General features: G+C 39.5%; 14 protein-coding genes. 6 read left to right on the forward strand and 8 right to left on the reverse strand.

From position 1 onward, the window contains the following. Nucleotides 1-52: 52 nt before the first annotated feature. Nucleotides 53-667: a septal ring lytic transglycosylase RlpA family protein gene (locus tag AK825_RS06005; protein ID WP_068035406.1), complete on the reverse strand. Its 615-nt coding sequence runs from the start codon at nt 665-667 to the stop codon at nt 53-55. Between the two features lie 899 nt (nt 668-1566). Further along, on the reverse strand, nt 1567-2709 hold the full coding sequence (rodA, locus tag AK825_RS06010; protein ID WP_068035408.1) for a rod shape-determining protein RodA: 1143 nt from the start codon (nt 2707-2709) through the stop codon (nt 1567-1569). A gap of 490 nt (nt 2710-3199) precedes the next feature. Here rodA and AK825_RS06015 point away from each other — a divergent pair, with 490 nt between their 5' ends. Together AK825_RS06015 and AK825_RS06020 are read left to right on the forward strand one after the other, a co-directional pair. Then, nucleotides 3200-4120 (forward strand): D-Ala-D-Ala carboxypeptidase family metallohydrolase, encoded by a 921-nt coding sequence (locus AK825_RS06015; protein ID WP_068035410.1) that lies wholly within the window; start codon nt 3200-3202, stop codon nt 4118-4120. A gap of 289 nt (nt 4121-4409) precedes the next feature. Then, nucleotides 4410-4925 carry a hypothetical protein gene (locus AK825_RS06020; protein WP_068035412.1) on the forward strand — a complete coding sequence of 172 codons (516 nt, stop codon included), beginning with the start codon at nt 4410-4412 and terminating at the stop codon, nt 4923-4925. 51 nt (nt 4926-4976) lie between these two features. On the opposite strand, the gene AK825_RS06025 is transcribed toward AK825_RS06020, so the two are convergent. The 3 genes from AK825_RS06025 to AK825_RS06035 all read right to left on the reverse strand — a co-directional run bounded on the left by AK825_RS06025 (nt 4977) and on the right by AK825_RS06035 (nt 8798). After that, nucleotides 4977-6533 (reverse strand): pitrilysin family protein, encoded by a 1557-nt coding sequence (locus AK825_RS06025; RefSeq protein WP_082787187.1) that lies wholly within the window; start codon nt 6531-6533, stop codon nt 4977-4979. 129 nt (nt 6534-6662) lie between these two features. Further along, entirely contained in the window at nt 6663-8135 is a 1473-nt protein-coding gene (locus AK825_RS06030) for a pitrilysin family protein (RefSeq protein WP_149031846.1), read from the reverse strand. A 417-nt stretch (nt 8136-8552) separates the two neighbouring features. After that, nucleotides 8553-8798: a hypothetical protein gene (locus AK825_RS06035; RefSeq protein WP_068035413.1), complete on the reverse strand. Its 246-nt coding sequence runs from the start codon at nt 8796-8798 to the stop codon at nt 8553-8555. 812 nt (nt 8799-9610) lie between these two features. On the opposite strand from AK825_RS06035, the gene ftsY reads away from it, so the two are divergent. Further along, nucleotides 9611-10582, forward strand: a complete 972-nt coding sequence (ftsY, locus tag AK825_RS06040) for a signal recognition particle-docking protein FtsY (RefSeq protein WP_227514145.1) — start codon at nt 9611-9613, stop codon at nt 10580-10582. 51 nt (nt 10583-10633) lie between these two features. Next, nucleotides 10634-11206, forward strand: a complete 573-nt coding sequence (locus tag AK825_RS06045; protein ID WP_068035418.1) for a methylated-DNA--[protein]-cysteine S-methyltransferase — start codon at nt 10634-10636, stop codon at nt 11204-11206. A 147-nt stretch (nt 11207-11353) separates the two neighbouring features. Here AK825_RS06045 and AK825_RS06050 read toward each other — a convergent pair whose 3' ends face one another. Then, nucleotides 11354-12103: a YebC/PmpR family DNA-binding transcriptional regulator gene (locus tag AK825_RS06050; protein ID WP_068035420.1), complete on the reverse strand. Its 750-nt coding sequence runs from the start codon at nt 12101-12103 to the stop codon at nt 11354-11356. 352 nt (nt 12104-12455) lie between these two features. On the opposite strand from AK825_RS06050, the gene AK825_RS06055 reads away from it, so the two are divergent. Further along, nucleotides 12456-13286 (forward strand): ion transporter, encoded by an 831-nt coding sequence (locus tag AK825_RS06055; RefSeq protein WP_068035423.1) that lies wholly within the window; start codon nt 12456-12458, stop codon nt 13284-13286. A 20-nt stretch (nt 13287-13306) separates the two neighbouring features. Here AK825_RS06055 and AK825_RS06060 read toward each other — a convergent pair whose 3' ends face one another. Both AK825_RS06060 and aroQ read right to left on the reverse strand, forming a co-directional pair. Then, nucleotides 13307-14608 carry an AarF/ABC1/UbiB kinase family protein gene (locus tag AK825_RS06060; protein WP_068035425.1) on the reverse strand — a complete coding sequence of 434 codons (1302 nt, stop codon included), beginning with the start codon at nt 14606-14608 and terminating at the stop codon, nt 13307-13309. 163 nt (nt 14609-14771) lie between these two features. Next, the gene (gene aroQ, locus AK825_RS06065; RefSeq protein WP_068035427.1) at nt 14772-15329 is read right to left on the reverse strand and encodes a type II 3-dehydroquinate dehydratase; all 558 of its coding nucleotides are present in this window, start codon (nt 15327-15329) and stop codon (nt 14772-14774) included. A 681-nt stretch (nt 15330-16010) separates the two neighbouring features. On the opposite strand from aroQ, the gene AK825_RS06070 reads away from it, so the two are divergent. After that, on the forward strand, nt 16011-16226 hold the full coding sequence (locus AK825_RS06070) for a cold-shock protein (RefSeq protein WP_068035429.1): 216 nt from the start codon (nt 16011-16013) through the stop codon (nt 16224-16226). Nucleotides 16227-16453 lie beyond the last annotated feature (227 nt).

The raw sequence follows: 16453 nt of genomic DNA on the forward strand, positions 1-16453 counted from the left end.
TTTTTCTAAGTCTGTAACTTTAATTGAGTATTTAAAACTATAACCTAAAAAACTATGGACCTGAAACACGTTCAATTGAAACGTTGCCAACACCTTTACTAGTGATACCTAAACGTTTAGCTGCACCATAAGACAAATCTAGAACGCGATTACCATGGAATGGACCACGATCATTTACCTTTACTACTACGCTTTTGCCATTAGTTTTATTGGTTACTTTTACATAGCAGTTTAGTGGCAAAGAACGATGAGCAGCTGTCAGACCATTCATATCAAAAGTATCGCCACTGGCAGTTTTACGGCCATGGAACTTACGACCATACCAAGAGGCGAGACCAGTTTGTTTGAACTTGCTGACAGAATTAGAGGCCACAGCAGTCAGTCGCTCTAATACATCTTCATCATCAGTGACTTGACTAGTATCATTGGCCAATAGAGAGCTGTTAATAGCTAACGATGCTGGCTGACGTGCAGATTTTACTAAGCTTGAAGCATTATCATGTTGGCGAGTAAGCTCACCAAGTACACGATCAATATGGGAGGCGTTATCTTGAGACAAGGTCGCAAGGGATGTTTTTGCTTCTACGGCATTGGCATTAGATGCTATTGCAGAGCCAGCAAACAAACACACTGACATTGTAAGTAAACCAGATAGACGCTTATTCATAGATACCTCTATAACTTATATATTAAGACATAGTATCCAAAACCTAGGGTTGAGCACAACAGAATAAAGTAATTCTGATAACGCTACAGATCATGCATGCTCGTCATCTATGTAAGTACCATAGGATATGAGCAATGGCTGGATAAGTCTCAAAACATGGGTAATTTTCATTTCGCAAATTTTCAATGTAAAGCTACTAATTAAGAATTCAAAGTTTTACTATCTTATTTTGTTATGAATACGTTAACTTAAGTAGTGCCTTTGAAAAGCTAGATGCTCACTATACGGAGCAGCTACGACCGAAATATAATTGAATGCAAAGTTTATTAGCAACTCTGTACATGTTATGTATCAAAGAGTAGTAAAAAGAGAGTAACGCAAATTTTTGTAAAAAACAAGGATTAAAGTTTAATGATGATTGTTATTAATGACAAATGTATTAAAGATATAAACAGGTAACTTTCTACATATTTCTGTAACAATAACAGCGTCTTAGATAACATTATTTTTTATGATAATAGTGTGATTTTTATAAGGAATATTTTTATTTACTAAATAAATATTTTTTATAAATGTTTGTTTTTTGAATTGATGTTATTTATATCGGATACTCATAATACTTTTTAATATATGCTTTATTTTGAATATAAACAATCTAATATAAATTGTTATCTGTATTTTTACTTCTTTATATTTATAATTCTGGTTCTTTTAACCATTAGATTGCAATTTTTATAATCTTAAAGCCAATATTTATATAAGACATATTTTTTGAACTATAGTTAATTATTAATTCATACTCACACTATATTATTTAGCTTAAGTAAAAAATACTGCTACATAAGCTTATGAGCAGGGCGGAGTATGGTTTTGATATATTAGCTATCAGGACAATTTGACTAATCAGCTTTGTGAGTATGAATGGACATCAAAAGTCCAAACCCGCCCATTAAGGTTACAATTGCAGTACCACCGTAACTAACGAAAGGTAAGGGAACGCCAACAACAGGTAGAATGCCTCCAACCATGCCAACATTCACAAATACATAGACAAAAAACGACATCGCAATAGCACCTGCTAATAGGCGGCTATAGGTATCAGGGTGGGTAAAAGCAATATATAGTGCACGTATTAATAGGCAAGCATATATCAGCATAAGTAGTATCACACCGAATAGGCCAAATTCTTCTGAGAAAGCAGCAATGATAAAGTCAGTGTGACCTTCAGGCAAAAAGTGCAGTTGTGATTGTGTACCGTCTAGATAACCTTTACCTGATAGTCCTCCAGAACCGATGGCAGTTTTAGACTGAATAATATTCCAACCCGCTCCCTGTACGTCATCTTCAGGATTAAAAAGGGTTAACACTCGCGTACGCTGGTAATCGTGTAATAAAAAATACCATGCAAAGGTTACAAAGGGTATGGCTAACGCTAGCGCTGCTGAAATCATCCACCATGAAAGACCTGCCAAAAACAGGACAAAGAGCCCACTTGCTGCAACGAGTAGTGAAGTACCAAGATCTGGCTCTTTTGCGATCAGTATTACCGGTACAATGATAATGCCCAAAGTTATTATTACACTTGAAAATGATGGCGGTAGTTCACGTTTGGATAAGAACCATGCACACATCATTGGCATACCCAGTTTCATAAACTCTGATGGCTGTACGCTGCCAAAACCTGGCAAATTAATCCAGCGCTGTGCTCCCATCCTTACTTCGCCAATAATATCAACCAATACCAGTAGTATCAGTCCTAACACATAAAAAACAGGAGTAAAGGTGCGATAGATGCTAGGTGGCACTTGCGCCATAATAAACATGACTGTAAAAGCCACTCCATAGCTTACCATTTGTCGGACAACCATACTAACGTCTTGGGTTGAAGCACTATATAAGATAGTCAGGCCAATACAGCAAATCAGCAATAACAGTACAGTCAGCCATGGGTCTATATGAATACGCTGCCACAGCGTTCGTTCATGACGTTGGCCGAAATGATGGCTTTGGCGTGAAAAGCGATATTGTGGATTAGAAGACATAGGCAAAAGTGACTGTAATAAAAGGAAGTATATTAAAAGAGACAGTTTAAGAATGCTTTTTATTAACTATTATCATAAATCTGAACACTAACTATAAAAAAGCAATCAAAAATAAGGTATGGTAAATATAATAATTCTACTAAAAGTATCTTTGATGTAGCAAGATACCTAGTTTTAAGACATTATTATCGTATAGCTATCGTAGAAAATAACAACAATAGGGTGACTTGATAGTAATAGAGTAACGTGATTATAAAAAATGATGATGATAAATGTTAATAACAAAATTATTAGCTATTATCAGGGGCGATAGTTTAGCCTGCTTGCGTAAAATTTGATAGTATCGATAAAATATTTATTAGTGATAACTGCTCACATGACCCATGTAAATAATAGTATTCATAGGTTTTCCTATAAGCCTAAATGTAAACAGGCCAATTTTTCTATTTACCCGAAAGATATTTACCCTTCTATAAATCTGAAATTTCATATGACATCAATTATAAAACCTTTAGTTGCCTTTATCGTTTGTAGTAGCAGCGTTATTGGACATGCTGCTATTTTAAATGACAGTAGCGAGCGTCGTATTCAAGTGCGTCATGCTAGTGATAGCAGTAGTAATGCCTATATCGCGCCTTCTGCTAGCGTTAACCATAAATCGCCTGTGTTAAGTGGCGATAGTATGCAAGGTTTGATTAACCAAAAACAACGCGAATATGAGTCCGATTCTAAGGTATCAATAGAAGAGAATAAACGTGTGAGCGTGAATACTCGCAGTCCAAATTATAGTACTTCTGACTTTAAACGTGTGACTTACAATCCTAAGTACAACACAGCCAGTAATACTTATAACAGTATGGTTGATATGGACTTCAATGGTTGGTTAAACAGCAACAGCTTTCGTGCTCAAGAAGTGGCAAATTTTCAACGTTATTTAAGCTCACAGATTGGTGCCCGAAACGTTCCACCACTTGAAGAGCTTCTTACTACTGCACGTAGCTGGGACAAGTGTGGTTATGAGCCTTATCAGCTGCCCCCACAAGAATTGTGGTCAAATATAGTACCTACTTTGCGGCTTTATAGTAATTTAAAGAACCAAGGTATCCTGCCTGCAAGTAGTAAAATACGTTCAGCATATCGTAGCCCAGGATTGAATGGTTGTGCGGGTGGTGCGAATAGCAGCAAACATATGACCGCAGGGGCAATAGATATTTGGGTGCCTGAATACGATGATAATTTTTGGCTACTGAGTAACTTGCAAGACGGTCTATGTCAATTTTGGCAATATCAAGGTCAGTCTCATAATTTTGGCTTAGGATTGTACTCAACGGGCGCAATACATCTAGATACGCAAGGTTATCGAAAGTGGGGTTTTAATCATGCCAGTAGTAGCTCCTCATGTCGCTATTAAATTTAAACAGCGCCATAATTTAAAAAACTAAGCCTAACTACTGGAGTCTTTGATATTGAGCTGATCAAATATGATTGAGAGCGGTTGATAGATCCCATATAGCTATTTGGTTAGACCTATAAGTCATTAAAAACTAGTAATATTGTCCCAAACTATGTTCTAATAATCACAAATAATTGTCTACATTTTATACAAGTTCCTTGTTTCATAAACAAGGTTCAAGAGTTTGATACAAGCGGGATTTATGAAGGGTTTTCGGTCGATAATATCAGGCGCACGTAGGTTTAATTTGAGCAATACACTTAATTCTCAATCAAACACTTTACGTCTTATGTTGGTTGTTGTTGCTATCTTGTTGGTACTACTTAGCAACTCTTGTAGTCCAGAAATGCCTACGGATAGTCAAGCAGATGCATCACTGGCGCAGCAAAAACAGTTAGAAGTTGCCAATATTGAGGATAATATTACCAACTCGTATGCAAGGTTAGCTGCAAATCGTGCAGATATTTGTCCCAAACTATTGCAAAAAGACATGGGTAACAACGATATTAAGCGTGTTGCCGAAGTGATGGTTAATGACTATTGTGACTATTTTTTATATTTAGAGGCTGGACAGCGCATTGATGTCGATGTCGATAATGGACAAATAGAAGCCCTACTGATTGTGCCCACTATGCATAACTTCGCTAATGGCGAGTATCAAGTAAAGTCTTATGATAAGCATGTAATCCGATTAGCCTATAATGGCGCTACATACAAGCCTGAACGCTTAAGCTACGACGTTGCGATAACAGTTACGGATTAAGTATCCGTAACCTTGTTTTCTTAACTTATATCAAAAGCGCCTGCTAAAAAATTACTCAGATTTGATCGTTTTGGTTTGCCAAGGATCGTCCTGTCCAACTGTCACAATCAAGAATTTATCTGGATTAAGAGTATCGCGCATAGTCTGATTCACTCCTGATAGTTTAACGTTCTCAATACGTGCCATATAATCCGTCAGATAATTATCTGGCAGTTGATAGAAGTTCATCATTCCCAGCAAACCATTAATTCCCGCATTACTTGCAAAGCTCATCGGAAAGCTATTCTTCATATTGTCCGTGGTTAGACGCATCTCATCATTGTTAATCCCGTTATCTAACGTATCATTAATGACCGTTAAGCTGGCATCAATAGCATCGCGAGCCTTGTCATTGCGGGTTGAAAAACCTATCTGGTAAGGGCCACGAGTTAGCATTGGACTCATAGAGCCTGATATACCATAGGTATAACCTAGATTTTGACGTATCTCAGTCATCAGCCGCGCATTAAAATTACCGCCTGCTAATACCTCATTGCCAATAGCAAAATTGGTTTGTTGCTGTTGCGCTTGAGGGTCGGTAGCACGCTTACTACCTAGTTGTCCCATTAGTACTGTGGTTTGGCTGCTAGGAAAGGGGATGTGAATATTCTTTGCTTGGGTGAGTGGTTTTGGCTCGGGTAAAGCATTGGCGGCCTTGCCTATAGGTAAATTAGTAGTAATGTCTTCAGCGATTTTTTTGGCTTGAGCGAGCGTCAAGTTGCCAGTCATTGCTAATGAAGCATTAGCAGCGACAAGGTAGCGATTTTGAAAGTCAGTTAGGTCTTTTTTCTCGATACTGGGTACTGTTTCAAGCGTACCTGACGAAGGATGGGCATAAGGATGGCTGCCATATAGAGCGTTATCAAAAGCCAGACTGGCAAGGCTATTAGGATCTTGTTTCTGCTGTTGCAGACCGACTAATAGACGTGCTTTGTTACGCGCTAAAATTGATTGATCAAAGTTGGACTGTGTCAGCATTTGCGTCATCAAATCGATGGCTGGTAGTAGATGAGCATCATCAGATAAGCTACGTAGCGAGACGATAAACATATCCTTATACGCACTACTATTTAAATCAATCCCTAATGTTTCAACCGCTCGCGTAAAGTCATCTTCGTTCAAGCTCTCAGTGCCTTGCGTGAGCATCGTAGCGGTCATATTAGCAATGCCAAAGCCATTCGCACGTATATTACCATCGCGTGCACTACCAGCATTAAAACGTAAATCAATATCTACGATAGGTAACGTGGTTGCTCGTACAAAAGATACGGGCACGCCGGCTGTCGTTTTAAAGTGTTCGATAGTTGGTACTGTTACTTGTAAAGGTTTAACGTTGTTAAGACTGGTAAGCTTAGCCAATGCTGCAATGGGCGCGTTTACATCGACCGCAGCAGCGGGCTCACGATATTCTTCAGCACCGACTGAGTCTGCATAAGCGGGAGCAATAAACGCTGTTAAGCCTAGTAGAATGCTAGCACTAAGATGAGACTTGCAAATAGATTGAGACCGGGTTGAGTCTGGATGTGGTAGCGTTCTTTTGATCATGAATATAAAAGTTTTCTGAGTCATATCTTTCTTCTTATAGATGTTCTTAAACTATAGGCTTCTTAGGAAAGAAGGATGGCGCAAAACTATAACGAACATTAGCAATTTATTCTAAGTACTAAGTTTTAAATACCGAATTTCAAGCATTGATTATTAATTGCTTGTTGGTGCCTTGCTTGTTTTAGTTTCATCTGTCTTTTGTTTAGGCGGTACGATATGCATCACGGTCAGATTATCGTTTACAAGATACTTTTTACTAGCAGCCTGAATATCAGCGATGCTCACACCATCAAGCTTGGCAGGTAAGCTTGCAAGCAATCTGTCATCCAGCCCTATAGATTGTAGCGAGCCTATCATCCGTGCTTGGCCTTCCATACTGTCTTGCGCATATACCAAACCTGTAACGGTATTGGTCTTAGCACGACTGATTTCATCAGCATTAATAGGATCAGTAGTAAGCTTATTGATTTCAGCTGTGATAGCTTCTTGTGCTTGGGTTAAGCTTACGCCTTCACGCGGCGTTGCTTGTATTAAAAACAGTCCATCACCGCGATCAAGTAAGTCGTAAGAAGTACCGACTGTGGTCAGCAAACCTTGCTCGCGTATGAGTCGACTCTCTAAACGCGCTGATAGACCACCATCTAACACATCTTGGGCAAGTGATAGCGCATAAGCTTGCTTTTCATTGTTCGCGCCAACAGTCGATAGGCTAGGGACGTTGTAACCCATCAACAATACAGGCACTTGTACCGCTTGCTCAGAGTCAACTTTTTGATAACCACGGAAGCCTTGCTGTTTGACCGCAGGGCGTGTGGGTAATTTGCTGGCAGGCAGATCACCGAAGTAGCGTTTGACTTGTGCTAAGACCTCTTTTGGCTCAACGTCGCCGACGATAACTAAGGTTGCATTATTGGGTGCATACCAAGTCTTATACCAATCTTTTAATTCTGTCAGTTTAATGGATTCAAGCTCGCTCATTGGCCCGATGACAGATTCACCTTTAGGACTATCAGGTAAAGCCAACAGGCGAAACGACTCATAAGCTTTGGCAAGTGGATTGTCATCAGTACGTTGACGACGTTCCTCCATGACTACTTGATGCTCTTTAGTAAAAGCTTTTTCATCAAAAACTAAGTTTTTCATGCGATCCGCTTCTAATTCCAAAGCTAAAGCCATTCTATTAGCGGGAAAAAGCTCGTAGTAGCCAGTGTAATCGTAGCTGGTGAAAGCGTTATTAACGCCGCCAAACTTTGCAATCAAGCGCTCATAATCATCGCTTGAAACGTCAGCTGTCCCTTTAAACATCATATGTTCGAGCAAATGCGAGATGCCACCTTTATTTAACGGCTCATCCGCAGAGCCAACCCGATACCAGATCTGCGTCATCGCTACTGGCGCCCGATGGTCTTCTTTGATAATTATCTTGAGCCCATTTTCTAACTGATATTCATGTCGACCTGACATATCGATAGTCAGATCCGAACTCATGGATGGCTTAGCAGTTACTGTGTCAGGCTCAGCTGTTTGTTTCAGACCACTGGTTTGACATGCAGTTAGAGTAGTGGCGAGTGCTAAGGCGCAGGCCATACGTAACGATATAATAGGTAATGGTGAAGACAAGGGCATGGTATGTTCCACTTATAAAAAATGACGCCTTATCAAAGACGATGACTTATTAAAAACTATAAAATAATATTGTTGTCTTAAAGATAACAATCGCAAGCGTTATAAAGATTTATGTCCACCAACAATCACACTGGCTGTTGGTTTGAATTCTTGTGTCGTACTACAGCCTACGATTGATAATAATAGGATGGAAATAACCATAGCGATTCCAATATTTATAACAAGTTTCAAATGAGAAACCGTTGGTACAGGTTTATAATTGGTTTTCTGAGTTGGTATTATCGATGACATAAGTATTCCTGATTTTAGAAGACAGTTTTAGAAAAAGAGCTTTCTTAAGCTCACCTTTAGAGGTAAGACCACCAAATGTATAGATATCCTAATTGATGACACACCATAGACTGGCAATGAAAATTATTACAAAATCTTTTTTAAGTCATTAATTAAATCAGCTGTTGGCTCTAGTGCTTGCAAAGTAGCACAACCTACAGTTGAAAAAGACAGGGCTGCTATAAGAAGCAACAGGCTGAGCGCATTAGCCTTTCTATAAATAAAATGCCTCTTAGGAATAGGCTTAATATCAGATCTTATGCCGTTTGATGGATATTGTCGCTTTGGCAAGTGTATATGCTTTAAAAAGCAAGTTTGTTTTAGAGGAGGCATGGCTATTCCTATTCAGTGAATAAAAAGACCGAACGGCTAATTGATTGCTCAGAGCAGGCAGGTATTAAATAGACTGTAGCGAAATTTGACCTTACCAAAGTCAGATTTTTGTGTCTGAACCTTAACCAAGCTTTCTTACAAATCGGCTATTACTTTATCATTCGCTATCACGGACAGCGCTGAGCGACACTTGAATTATGCTAAACTAGCACAAAAACCAGCTTTCGTTTTAATGATATTAAATATAATGATATTCATTGCACAATAAATAAATTACTGACATTGATAACTTTTAGGGCAAGCTTATGAATAATCCGAATAATGCCAACCGTGTGGTCATCAATCTTGATGGCAGCCTTGATGATTTAGATGACGATGATATTACCTTACCGAGTCTACCGACGCAATCAGTCCCCATTATTGATGATTTTGGTGTCGATGAAGTTGAAACAGCAATTAAGGCTGATGAGCAAGGTAATGGTGTTAGTCATACAGCAAATACGGATGTATCAAGTGCAGATGCTGCAGAACAGATAGCTTTAGGTGCGCCAATCGTCATGCCTGCAGGACAGCATACGAGCGAAGATACAGTGGTGAGTAACGATAAGATCGACAATAAGACTAATCGTACTGCTGTACCAAAAATGCCGCTACAAGATCAGTGGAGCGACAATTCCAGCAATAAATCTCGAGCCGCTAACCCTCAATCTGGCAGTACTGGAAATATCAATCCTGACAGTGCAAGTCAAGCTAGCGTTTCTGAATCTAGTGTACCTGAATCTAGCGTTCCTATGAGACAAGCTGCACCCAGTATGCCTCAAGACGAGCAAGAAAATGAAACCCAAGGTCGTCAAAAAGGCAGCTGGTTCAACCGCATGAAGTCAGGGCTGAGTAAGTCACGTAAGAATTTAGCGGAAGGTATGGTCAGTATTCTTATCGGTGGTAAAGAGATCGACGATGAGCTGTTAGAAGAAGTCGAAGATCAACTGTTGGTCGCTGACATTGGTGTAAACGCAACCAACCGCATTATTAAGAGTCTAACCGAGCAGACAGCACGTGGGGACTTAATCTATGCACATTCATTGTATAAAGCGTTGCAAAGTGAGTTGGTCGATATCTTAACACCAAAAGTTGCGCCACTGGTCATCGACACCAGCAAAAAACCTTTTGTTATTTTAGTTGTAGGCGTTAATGGTGTTGGCAAAACGACGACTATTGGAAAACTTGCCAAACGTCTACAAGGTGAGGGCAAATCGGTCATGCTGGCTGCGGGTGATACGTTCCGTGCGGCCGCGACCGAGCAGCTGCAAATTTGGGGTGAGCGTAATAGTATTCCAGTCGTAGCGCAAGGTCACGGCTCAGACAGCGCCTCTGTTATCTTTGATGCCATGCAGTCTGCTAAGGCTAAAAATATCGATGTGTTAATTGCTGATACTGCTGGTCGCTTGCAGAATAAAACGCATCTAATGGCGGAGCTTGAAAAAGTCGTGCGCGTCATGCGTAAAGCCGATCCAAGCGCGCCGCATGAAGGTATGATTGTTCTGGATGCTGGTACAGGACAAAATGCTATCAATCAAGTTGAGCTATTTAATAAAGTCGTGCCTTTGACAGGTATTACTATTACCAAATTAGATGGTACTGCCAAAGGCGGGGTCGTGTTTAATATTGCTGAAACTACTGATGTGCCTATCCGCTACATTGGTGTTGGCGAGTCCATTGATGATCTACGTGCCTTTAGCCCTAAGCAGTTCGTTGCAGCATTGTTCGATACGGATGAAAGTTAAGATTTTTCATAAATTGAGTATCATTTCATTAGAGCTAGGTTGGAGGTAACTATGATAGTCACTACAACGAGTTTTGGTCAACATCGACTAATTTTAATGGCAAGCGCTAATGAGAATGATATTGCTCAGCTTGCTGAAGTTAATTGGCTATTAAAAGGCCAGTCATGGCGTCACTCTAAATCATTTACTAAGCTCAAAAAGCACTATAAGCTTAGCGAGGATGATTTTATATTTATAGATGAAGATGAATTAAATAGTAAAGATGCCTCTCAATCTTTACTATTAGCTGCCATCGGCCAGCTTAATGAGTATGCTGATGGTAGACGTGACGCTTTTGATTTGTCATTAGATATATCTTTAGGCACTGAGTTTCAGCAAAAAGTATGGCGAGCATTACAAGATATTGCGCATGGCGAAACGATAAGTTATGCAACGCTTGCTCAGCGTGTTGGTAACCCTAAAGGATTCCGAGCAGTGGCAAACGCTAACGGCAAAAACCCTTTTAGTATCGTCATTCCCTGTCATCGAGTGATTGCCAGCGATGGTAAGCTGGGTGGCTATACTGGCGGGCTGGACAAAAAAGAGTATTTATTAGCGCTTGAAGGTGTAAAGGATAAAACCTAGTTTAAGAGATTTTAGATGAACGGTTATTGGATGTATTGTTAGATGCATTGTTAAAACGCATTAAAAAAGAGCCAAACGCTAAAAACGTTTGGCTCTTTTTATGAGTGATCGATCATTTATTACTGGTAAGTTATTGCTGGACAGAAACTATTGCTCAAGTTGTGCCATCACGTCAGCAGAGAAGTTCACATTGCTATAAACCTCTTGTACATCATCTATGTCTTCTAGCATGTCAATCATCTTCATGACTTTTTCGGCATCATCGATATTATCAATCTCAGCACTGGTCGATGGTGACATAGTCACTTCAGCATTATCAGATACCAGACCTGCAGCATTGAGAGCATCTTTGACTTGACCGAAACTTTCCCACTCAGTGATGACAAGCAGGCTTTCACCATCATTTTCAATATCAAGTGCGCCTGCATCTAATGCAGCAAGCATAACTTCATCTTCTAAGCTTACATCATTAAAAGTGATTTCGCCGCGCTTATTAAAAAGGTAAGCGACTGAACCTGAAGTACCAAGATTGCCATCGTACTTGGTAAAGGCATGGCGCACTTCACTGACAGTGCGATTAACATTGTCGGTCATGGTTTCGACCAGTACTGCGACGCCACCGATACCATAGCCTTCATAGCTGATCTCATCCATGTTTTCAGTATCACCGCCACCAGTACCGCGATCAACAGCACGATTGATGGTGTCTCTGGTCATATTGACTGATAAGGCTTTTTCAATAACGGCCCGTAAACGTGGGTTTTTGTCAGGGTCAGGATCACCTTGCTTAGCAGCTGAAACAATTTCACGAATAATCTTGGTAAATACTTTACCTTTTACTGCATCCTGACGGGCTTTACGGTGTTTAATATTTGCCCATTTTGAATGACCTGCCATATTATATCCTTAAGTGCTATATACTTTTTAGTATGAGCTCAATGTGAGTCATACCTATTACAAATACTTTTTTATACCAATGTTTGAATGTTTTTGGAGCTTATAAATTTCACACTAACTAGCGCTTTTAATGTACTGTTGTAAGGTTATAAGCTTACGTTAACGTTAGCAATTTGTATGTTGCTAAGAGCTATTTTTTGCTACACTGTGGCAACTTATATGTTGTGATAACTGCTATAAGTGACCAATATTATAAACCAATTTTGCGTATTTTGAATAACTTGCGCTTATCCATCACACTTTAAATCATTGGATGCTATCAAGCCACTGATTTTATGAAGCCACTGATTCTATGAAGCAACCAACCGCTGAAGCCATTACTCATTTACGCAACCGCATTCACATTACTATTGAAGGCACAGATACCCGTTTGGGTAAGCTTTTTGATATTGTACTATTGATTGCCATTTTGACCAGTGTGGCTATCGTAATGCTTGATAGTGTTCTATACATGCGTTTGCAATATGGCACACTGTTTTTTTACGCTGAATGGTTTTTTACGATTTTATTTACGATTGAGTACGCTCTAAGGTTATTCTCAGCACCCAATCGTATTCGTTATGTTTTTAGTTTTTTTGGAATAGTGGATTTATTATCCGTATTACCAAGCTATTTAAGTCTAATGTTTGTGGGTGTGCAGTACTTACTCGTGATACGTATTTTACGTATTTTACGTATTTTCCGCGTTCTCAAGCTCAAAGCGTATATGCAACAAGCTGGATTTTTGGCTTCTGCGCTTAGAACCAGTCAGCAAAAGATTACGGTATTTTTCTTATCGCTCGTCTTATTAGTAACGATCTTTGGCTCGGTTATCTATGTTGTGGAAGGTCCAGAAAATGGCTTTACCAGTATTCCATTATCTATCTATTGGGCGATAGTAACCATGACTACAGTGGGATATGGTGATATATCACCAAAAACGCCACTAGGGCAAGCAATTGCATCTATGGTCATGATTACTGGTTACTCGATCATTGCAGTGCCAACAGGGATTTTTACCTCTGAGCTGGCACGTAATATGCGACCACAGCTCAATCCAATCACTTGTCCCAACTGTGGGAAGTTTGGTCATGCAGTTGGTGCGACATTCTGTGATCGCTGTGGCCATGCGCTACATGTTTAACGGTCGCTAGTATTGATTTTTTAGGTCTCTATGTATTCATTAGTTAGCAATGATAAGTCAATTTCCACCCCGAGGTTAACTAAGTTCCAGTACTGTCCTGATACGGTACGATCAAGCATCATGGTAGTGGCGGAAGGCTGAAATTGAGCAAAGTATTTTAAAGACGTACGCATTTGAGCAATAACTTCGTGGTGCACTTGACTACTAGAAAAATCAAAATGGCCATCTTGATGAGGCTTAATAGATAAAGGCTTCAAGCCAATAGCGAGCCATTGCTGGTAAAACTCGCCTGGAATATTGGTATCATCATTCCGGCGTATTCCCAGTGCAATCAGATCTTGTTCAAGTGCCGTCACATCGCCTTTGATAGCATGTTTAGCAAACCTACGAAACAATTGCACCTCACTATCACTATAGCTGCGAATACCGCCAAAGTCGTAAGCTACTACGCTACCATCAGTGCGGAAGGCAAAGTTACCGGGATGAGGATCACAGTGCATCCGGTATAAGCCAAATAGCTGGCCTGCTGTAAAATGAAACAGGCGCTCTGCTATTTTTTGCTTAACATCATTATCCCATGTCGCCGCTACTGTTAGCGTCTCTCCCATCTCTTCTGTCAAAGTCAAAATTCGTTTAGAAGAGTGGCTACCAATGACCTTAGGTATGATAAGACCGTTGTCCTCAGCATGAAATGCCCCAAATACCCGTAAGTTATGGGCCTCTTTAGTATAATCAAGCTCATCATGTAAGCTTTGACGTATCTCGTCAAATAGCTGATTTTGCAGGTCACGACTCATGTTAAGAACGCCAGCAATCTTTAAGGCCATGCGTACTTGCTTTAGATCACTGTCGCAATTCTCATCAACATCTGGATATTGCACCTTGACTACGACCTTTTGGCCAGAGGGCAGAGTAGCCTTATGTACTTGACCAATGGAGGCTGCCGCAAAAGGTACTTCTTCGAATTCTGCAAACAGCTCATTAATAGATGCCTTAAGCTCACGTTCTACCTGTGTGCGTATCTGTACATATGGCATGGGTGGCGCATCTTTTTGTAGCTTTTCAAGCGCCGTTGCAACCTCTGGTGGAAACACATCTTTATATTGCGAGGCGATTTGCCCCACTTTCATGACAGCGCCCTTCATCTCACCAAGCGTTTCAGCGATTTGAACACCTACATCTTGCATTAACTCTGAGCGTGCCTGTAAGCGTTTTTCTTCGTCACTAGAGAGGTGCTTTAGCGAGTTCTTAGCAGCTTTACCTGCAATACTTGCAGTCATGCCAGCAAGTTTCATAAAGCGTTTTCCGGACGATTTAGCCATTCATATCACCGTATATTGAATTTTTTTGTTTTTTGCTTATAAATTAATGATTGATTAAAAAACGAGTCATATTTGATGCAATATTTCAGCCAATAAAACCCTTCATTTCAAAAGCGTGCTAGGGTTTTTCTAAAGACTGTATTAAGGCATGCGATAATGCCACTTAACTGTCATTGTCCAAGTCAATGCGGTACGAATTAACCAGCCAATAATCGAGTGCCATCTGATAGCCTAAATGGCCTAAACCGCATATTACTCCAACTGCCACATCACTTAAGTAAGAATGTTGCCGAAAAGGTTCACGTGCATGAACATTAGATAGATGCACCTCTATGAATGGCTTTTGAGTGGCTAGTAGAGCATCGCGAATAGCGACTGACGTATGGGTAAATGCAGCTGGATTAATGATGATAGCATCCACTTGTGATACAGCATCAGCTAACAAACCATGATGCTGAATAGCATCAACGAGCTGTCCTTCGTGATTGGATTGAATACAAATAAGTTCAATGCCATGCTTTGCTGCTCTTATTGTTAAATGTTTTTCGATATCAGTAAGGGTTGTATGACCATAAATTTCTGGCTCGCGCTTACCTAATAAGTTGAGGTTTGCCCCATTAATGAGTAGTATTTTGCGTGTCTGTAGATTGTCTGTTTCTGAACCAGTTGCGTCTGCTACTGTTGTTTTTGAAGCTGATGCTGACGGAGAAGAGTTGCTCATAAGTTTCTCTACAGATTTAGGTGAATGTAATATTAGGTCTAATAGGGTTTGTAATTATAACTCATCTATAGTTTACTAATAAATCTTTAGCATCATGTCACAGGCATGGTTTTATGGTGATTGCATATGCTTTGGCAATGCATTAGTGAGAGATGCCTTTGTAGACCTTACCTTTGCGTTAATACTCTTGTAAACGAAATATTCATTGAAATAACGGATAAGTAAGAGATTAAACTGTTACGCTAGATATGGGACTTTATCATAATAGCTCAATTGTTAGTTTATAAAAAATTACATAGATAGCTTACCTAAACATCAAAAATCATGTTAAATGACTTTGTGTTGCTAAAAACCCATGCTATGATATTTTTAAGTAGTGAATCTTGCGATTTTGTTGCTGCTACTTTTTGGAACAATTATGAGTAGCAATCATCCTTAAGTGATGATGCAACATCGCTAGTAAGTGCGTTAAGGCGCGATTATTTCATCTAAGAAGAAATTCTTATTATTTGATGAAAATGAATGTCCTTATATATTCTAAACGCAACTTTTAAATGATGGTATTTAAATCGTTATTGATTAAATAATTGATTTAAATTCTGATTTCATAATCTTAGACCCCGTTTATATGCAATTTCGCAAAGGAAGTTGGGGCTAGGCGTAATTTTAGGAAGCAATGTTATGTCAGATCGTGAGCAAGGTATCGTTAAGTGGTTTAATGACTCAAAAGGCTTTGGTTTTATTCAACGTAATAGCGGTGAAGACATTTTTGTCCATTTTCGCGCTATTCAAGGTGATGGTTATCGCTCTTTAAAAGATGGCGAAAAAGTTGAGTTTAACGTAGTGGAAGGCCAAAAAGGTCTACAAGCTGAAGAGGTTAGAAAAGTAGAAGACTGATCAATTCAGTCATTATAGTGGTTTAGCTATAATGATTTTACTAACTGCTGATATACTACTGAGTCAAGCCTGTCTATTCTTATCGATATTGGGTTTATTACAACATCGATAAGAATAGACATTAGGCTTGGCTTTTTTACGCTCCTATATTTCATAGGCCGTTAATTATTAGTTGCAGTTATCTATCCGCATTCATCTGCATTCATATACCAGCAGCTTTATCTAAA

Source organism: Psychrobacter sp. P11G5 (genome assembly GCF_001593305.1).
In the GTDB taxonomy this organism is placed as follows: Bacteria; Pseudomonadota; Gammaproteobacteria; order Pseudomonadales; family Moraxellaceae; genus Psychrobacter.

Bases quoted from the DNA above. Each gene is read 5' to 3' on its own strand.
- AK825_RS06015 (WP_068035410.1), top strand. From the start codon at position 3,200: ATGACATCAATTATAAAACCTTTAGTTGCCTTTATCGTTTGTAGTAGC.
- AK825_RS06025 (WP_082787187.1), bottom strand. From the start codon at position 6,533: ATGACTCAGAAAACTTTTATATTCATGATCAAAAGAACGCTACCACAT.
- aroQ (WP_068035427.1), bottom strand. From the start codon at position 15,329: ATGAGCAACTCTTCTCCGTCAGCATCAGCTTCAAAAACAACAGTAGCA.
- AK825_RS06055 (WP_068035423.1), top strand. From the start codon at position 12,456: ATGAAGCAACCAACCGCTGAAGCCATTACTCATTTACGCAACCGCATT.
- AK825_RS06035 (WP_068035413.1), bottom strand. From the start codon at position 8,798: ATGCCTCCTCTAAAACAAACTTGCTTTTTAAAGCATATACACTTGCCA.
- rodA (WP_068035408.1), bottom strand. From the start codon at position 2,709: ATGTCTTCTAATCCACAATATCGCTTTTCACGCCAAAGCCATCATTTC.
- AK825_RS06050 (WP_068035420.1), bottom strand. From the start codon at position 12,103: ATGGCAGGTCATTCAAAATGGGCAAATATTAAACACCGTAAAGCCCGT.
- AK825_RS06060 (WP_068035425.1), bottom strand. From the start codon at position 14,608: ATGGCTAAATCGTCCGGAAAACGCTTTATGAAACTTGCTGGCATGACT.
- AK825_RS06070 (WP_068035429.1), top strand. From the start codon at position 16,011: ATGTCAGATCGTGAGCAAGGTATCGTTAAGTGGTTTAATGACTCAAAA.
- AK825_RS06030 (WP_149031846.1), bottom strand. From the start codon at position 8,135: ATGCCCTTGTCTTCACCATTACCTATTATATCGTTACGTATGGCCTGC.
- ftsY (WP_227514145.1), top strand. From the start codon at position 9,611: ATGCCTCAAGACGAGCAAGAAAATGAAACCCAAGGTCGTCAAAAAGGC.
- AK825_RS06005 (WP_068035406.1), bottom strand. From the start codon at position 667: ATGAATAAGCGTCTATCTGGTTTACTTACAATGTCAGTGTGTTTGTTT.
- AK825_RS06045 (WP_068035418.1), top strand. From the start codon at position 10,634: ATGATAGTCACTACAACGAGTTTTGGTCAACATCGACTAATTTTAATG.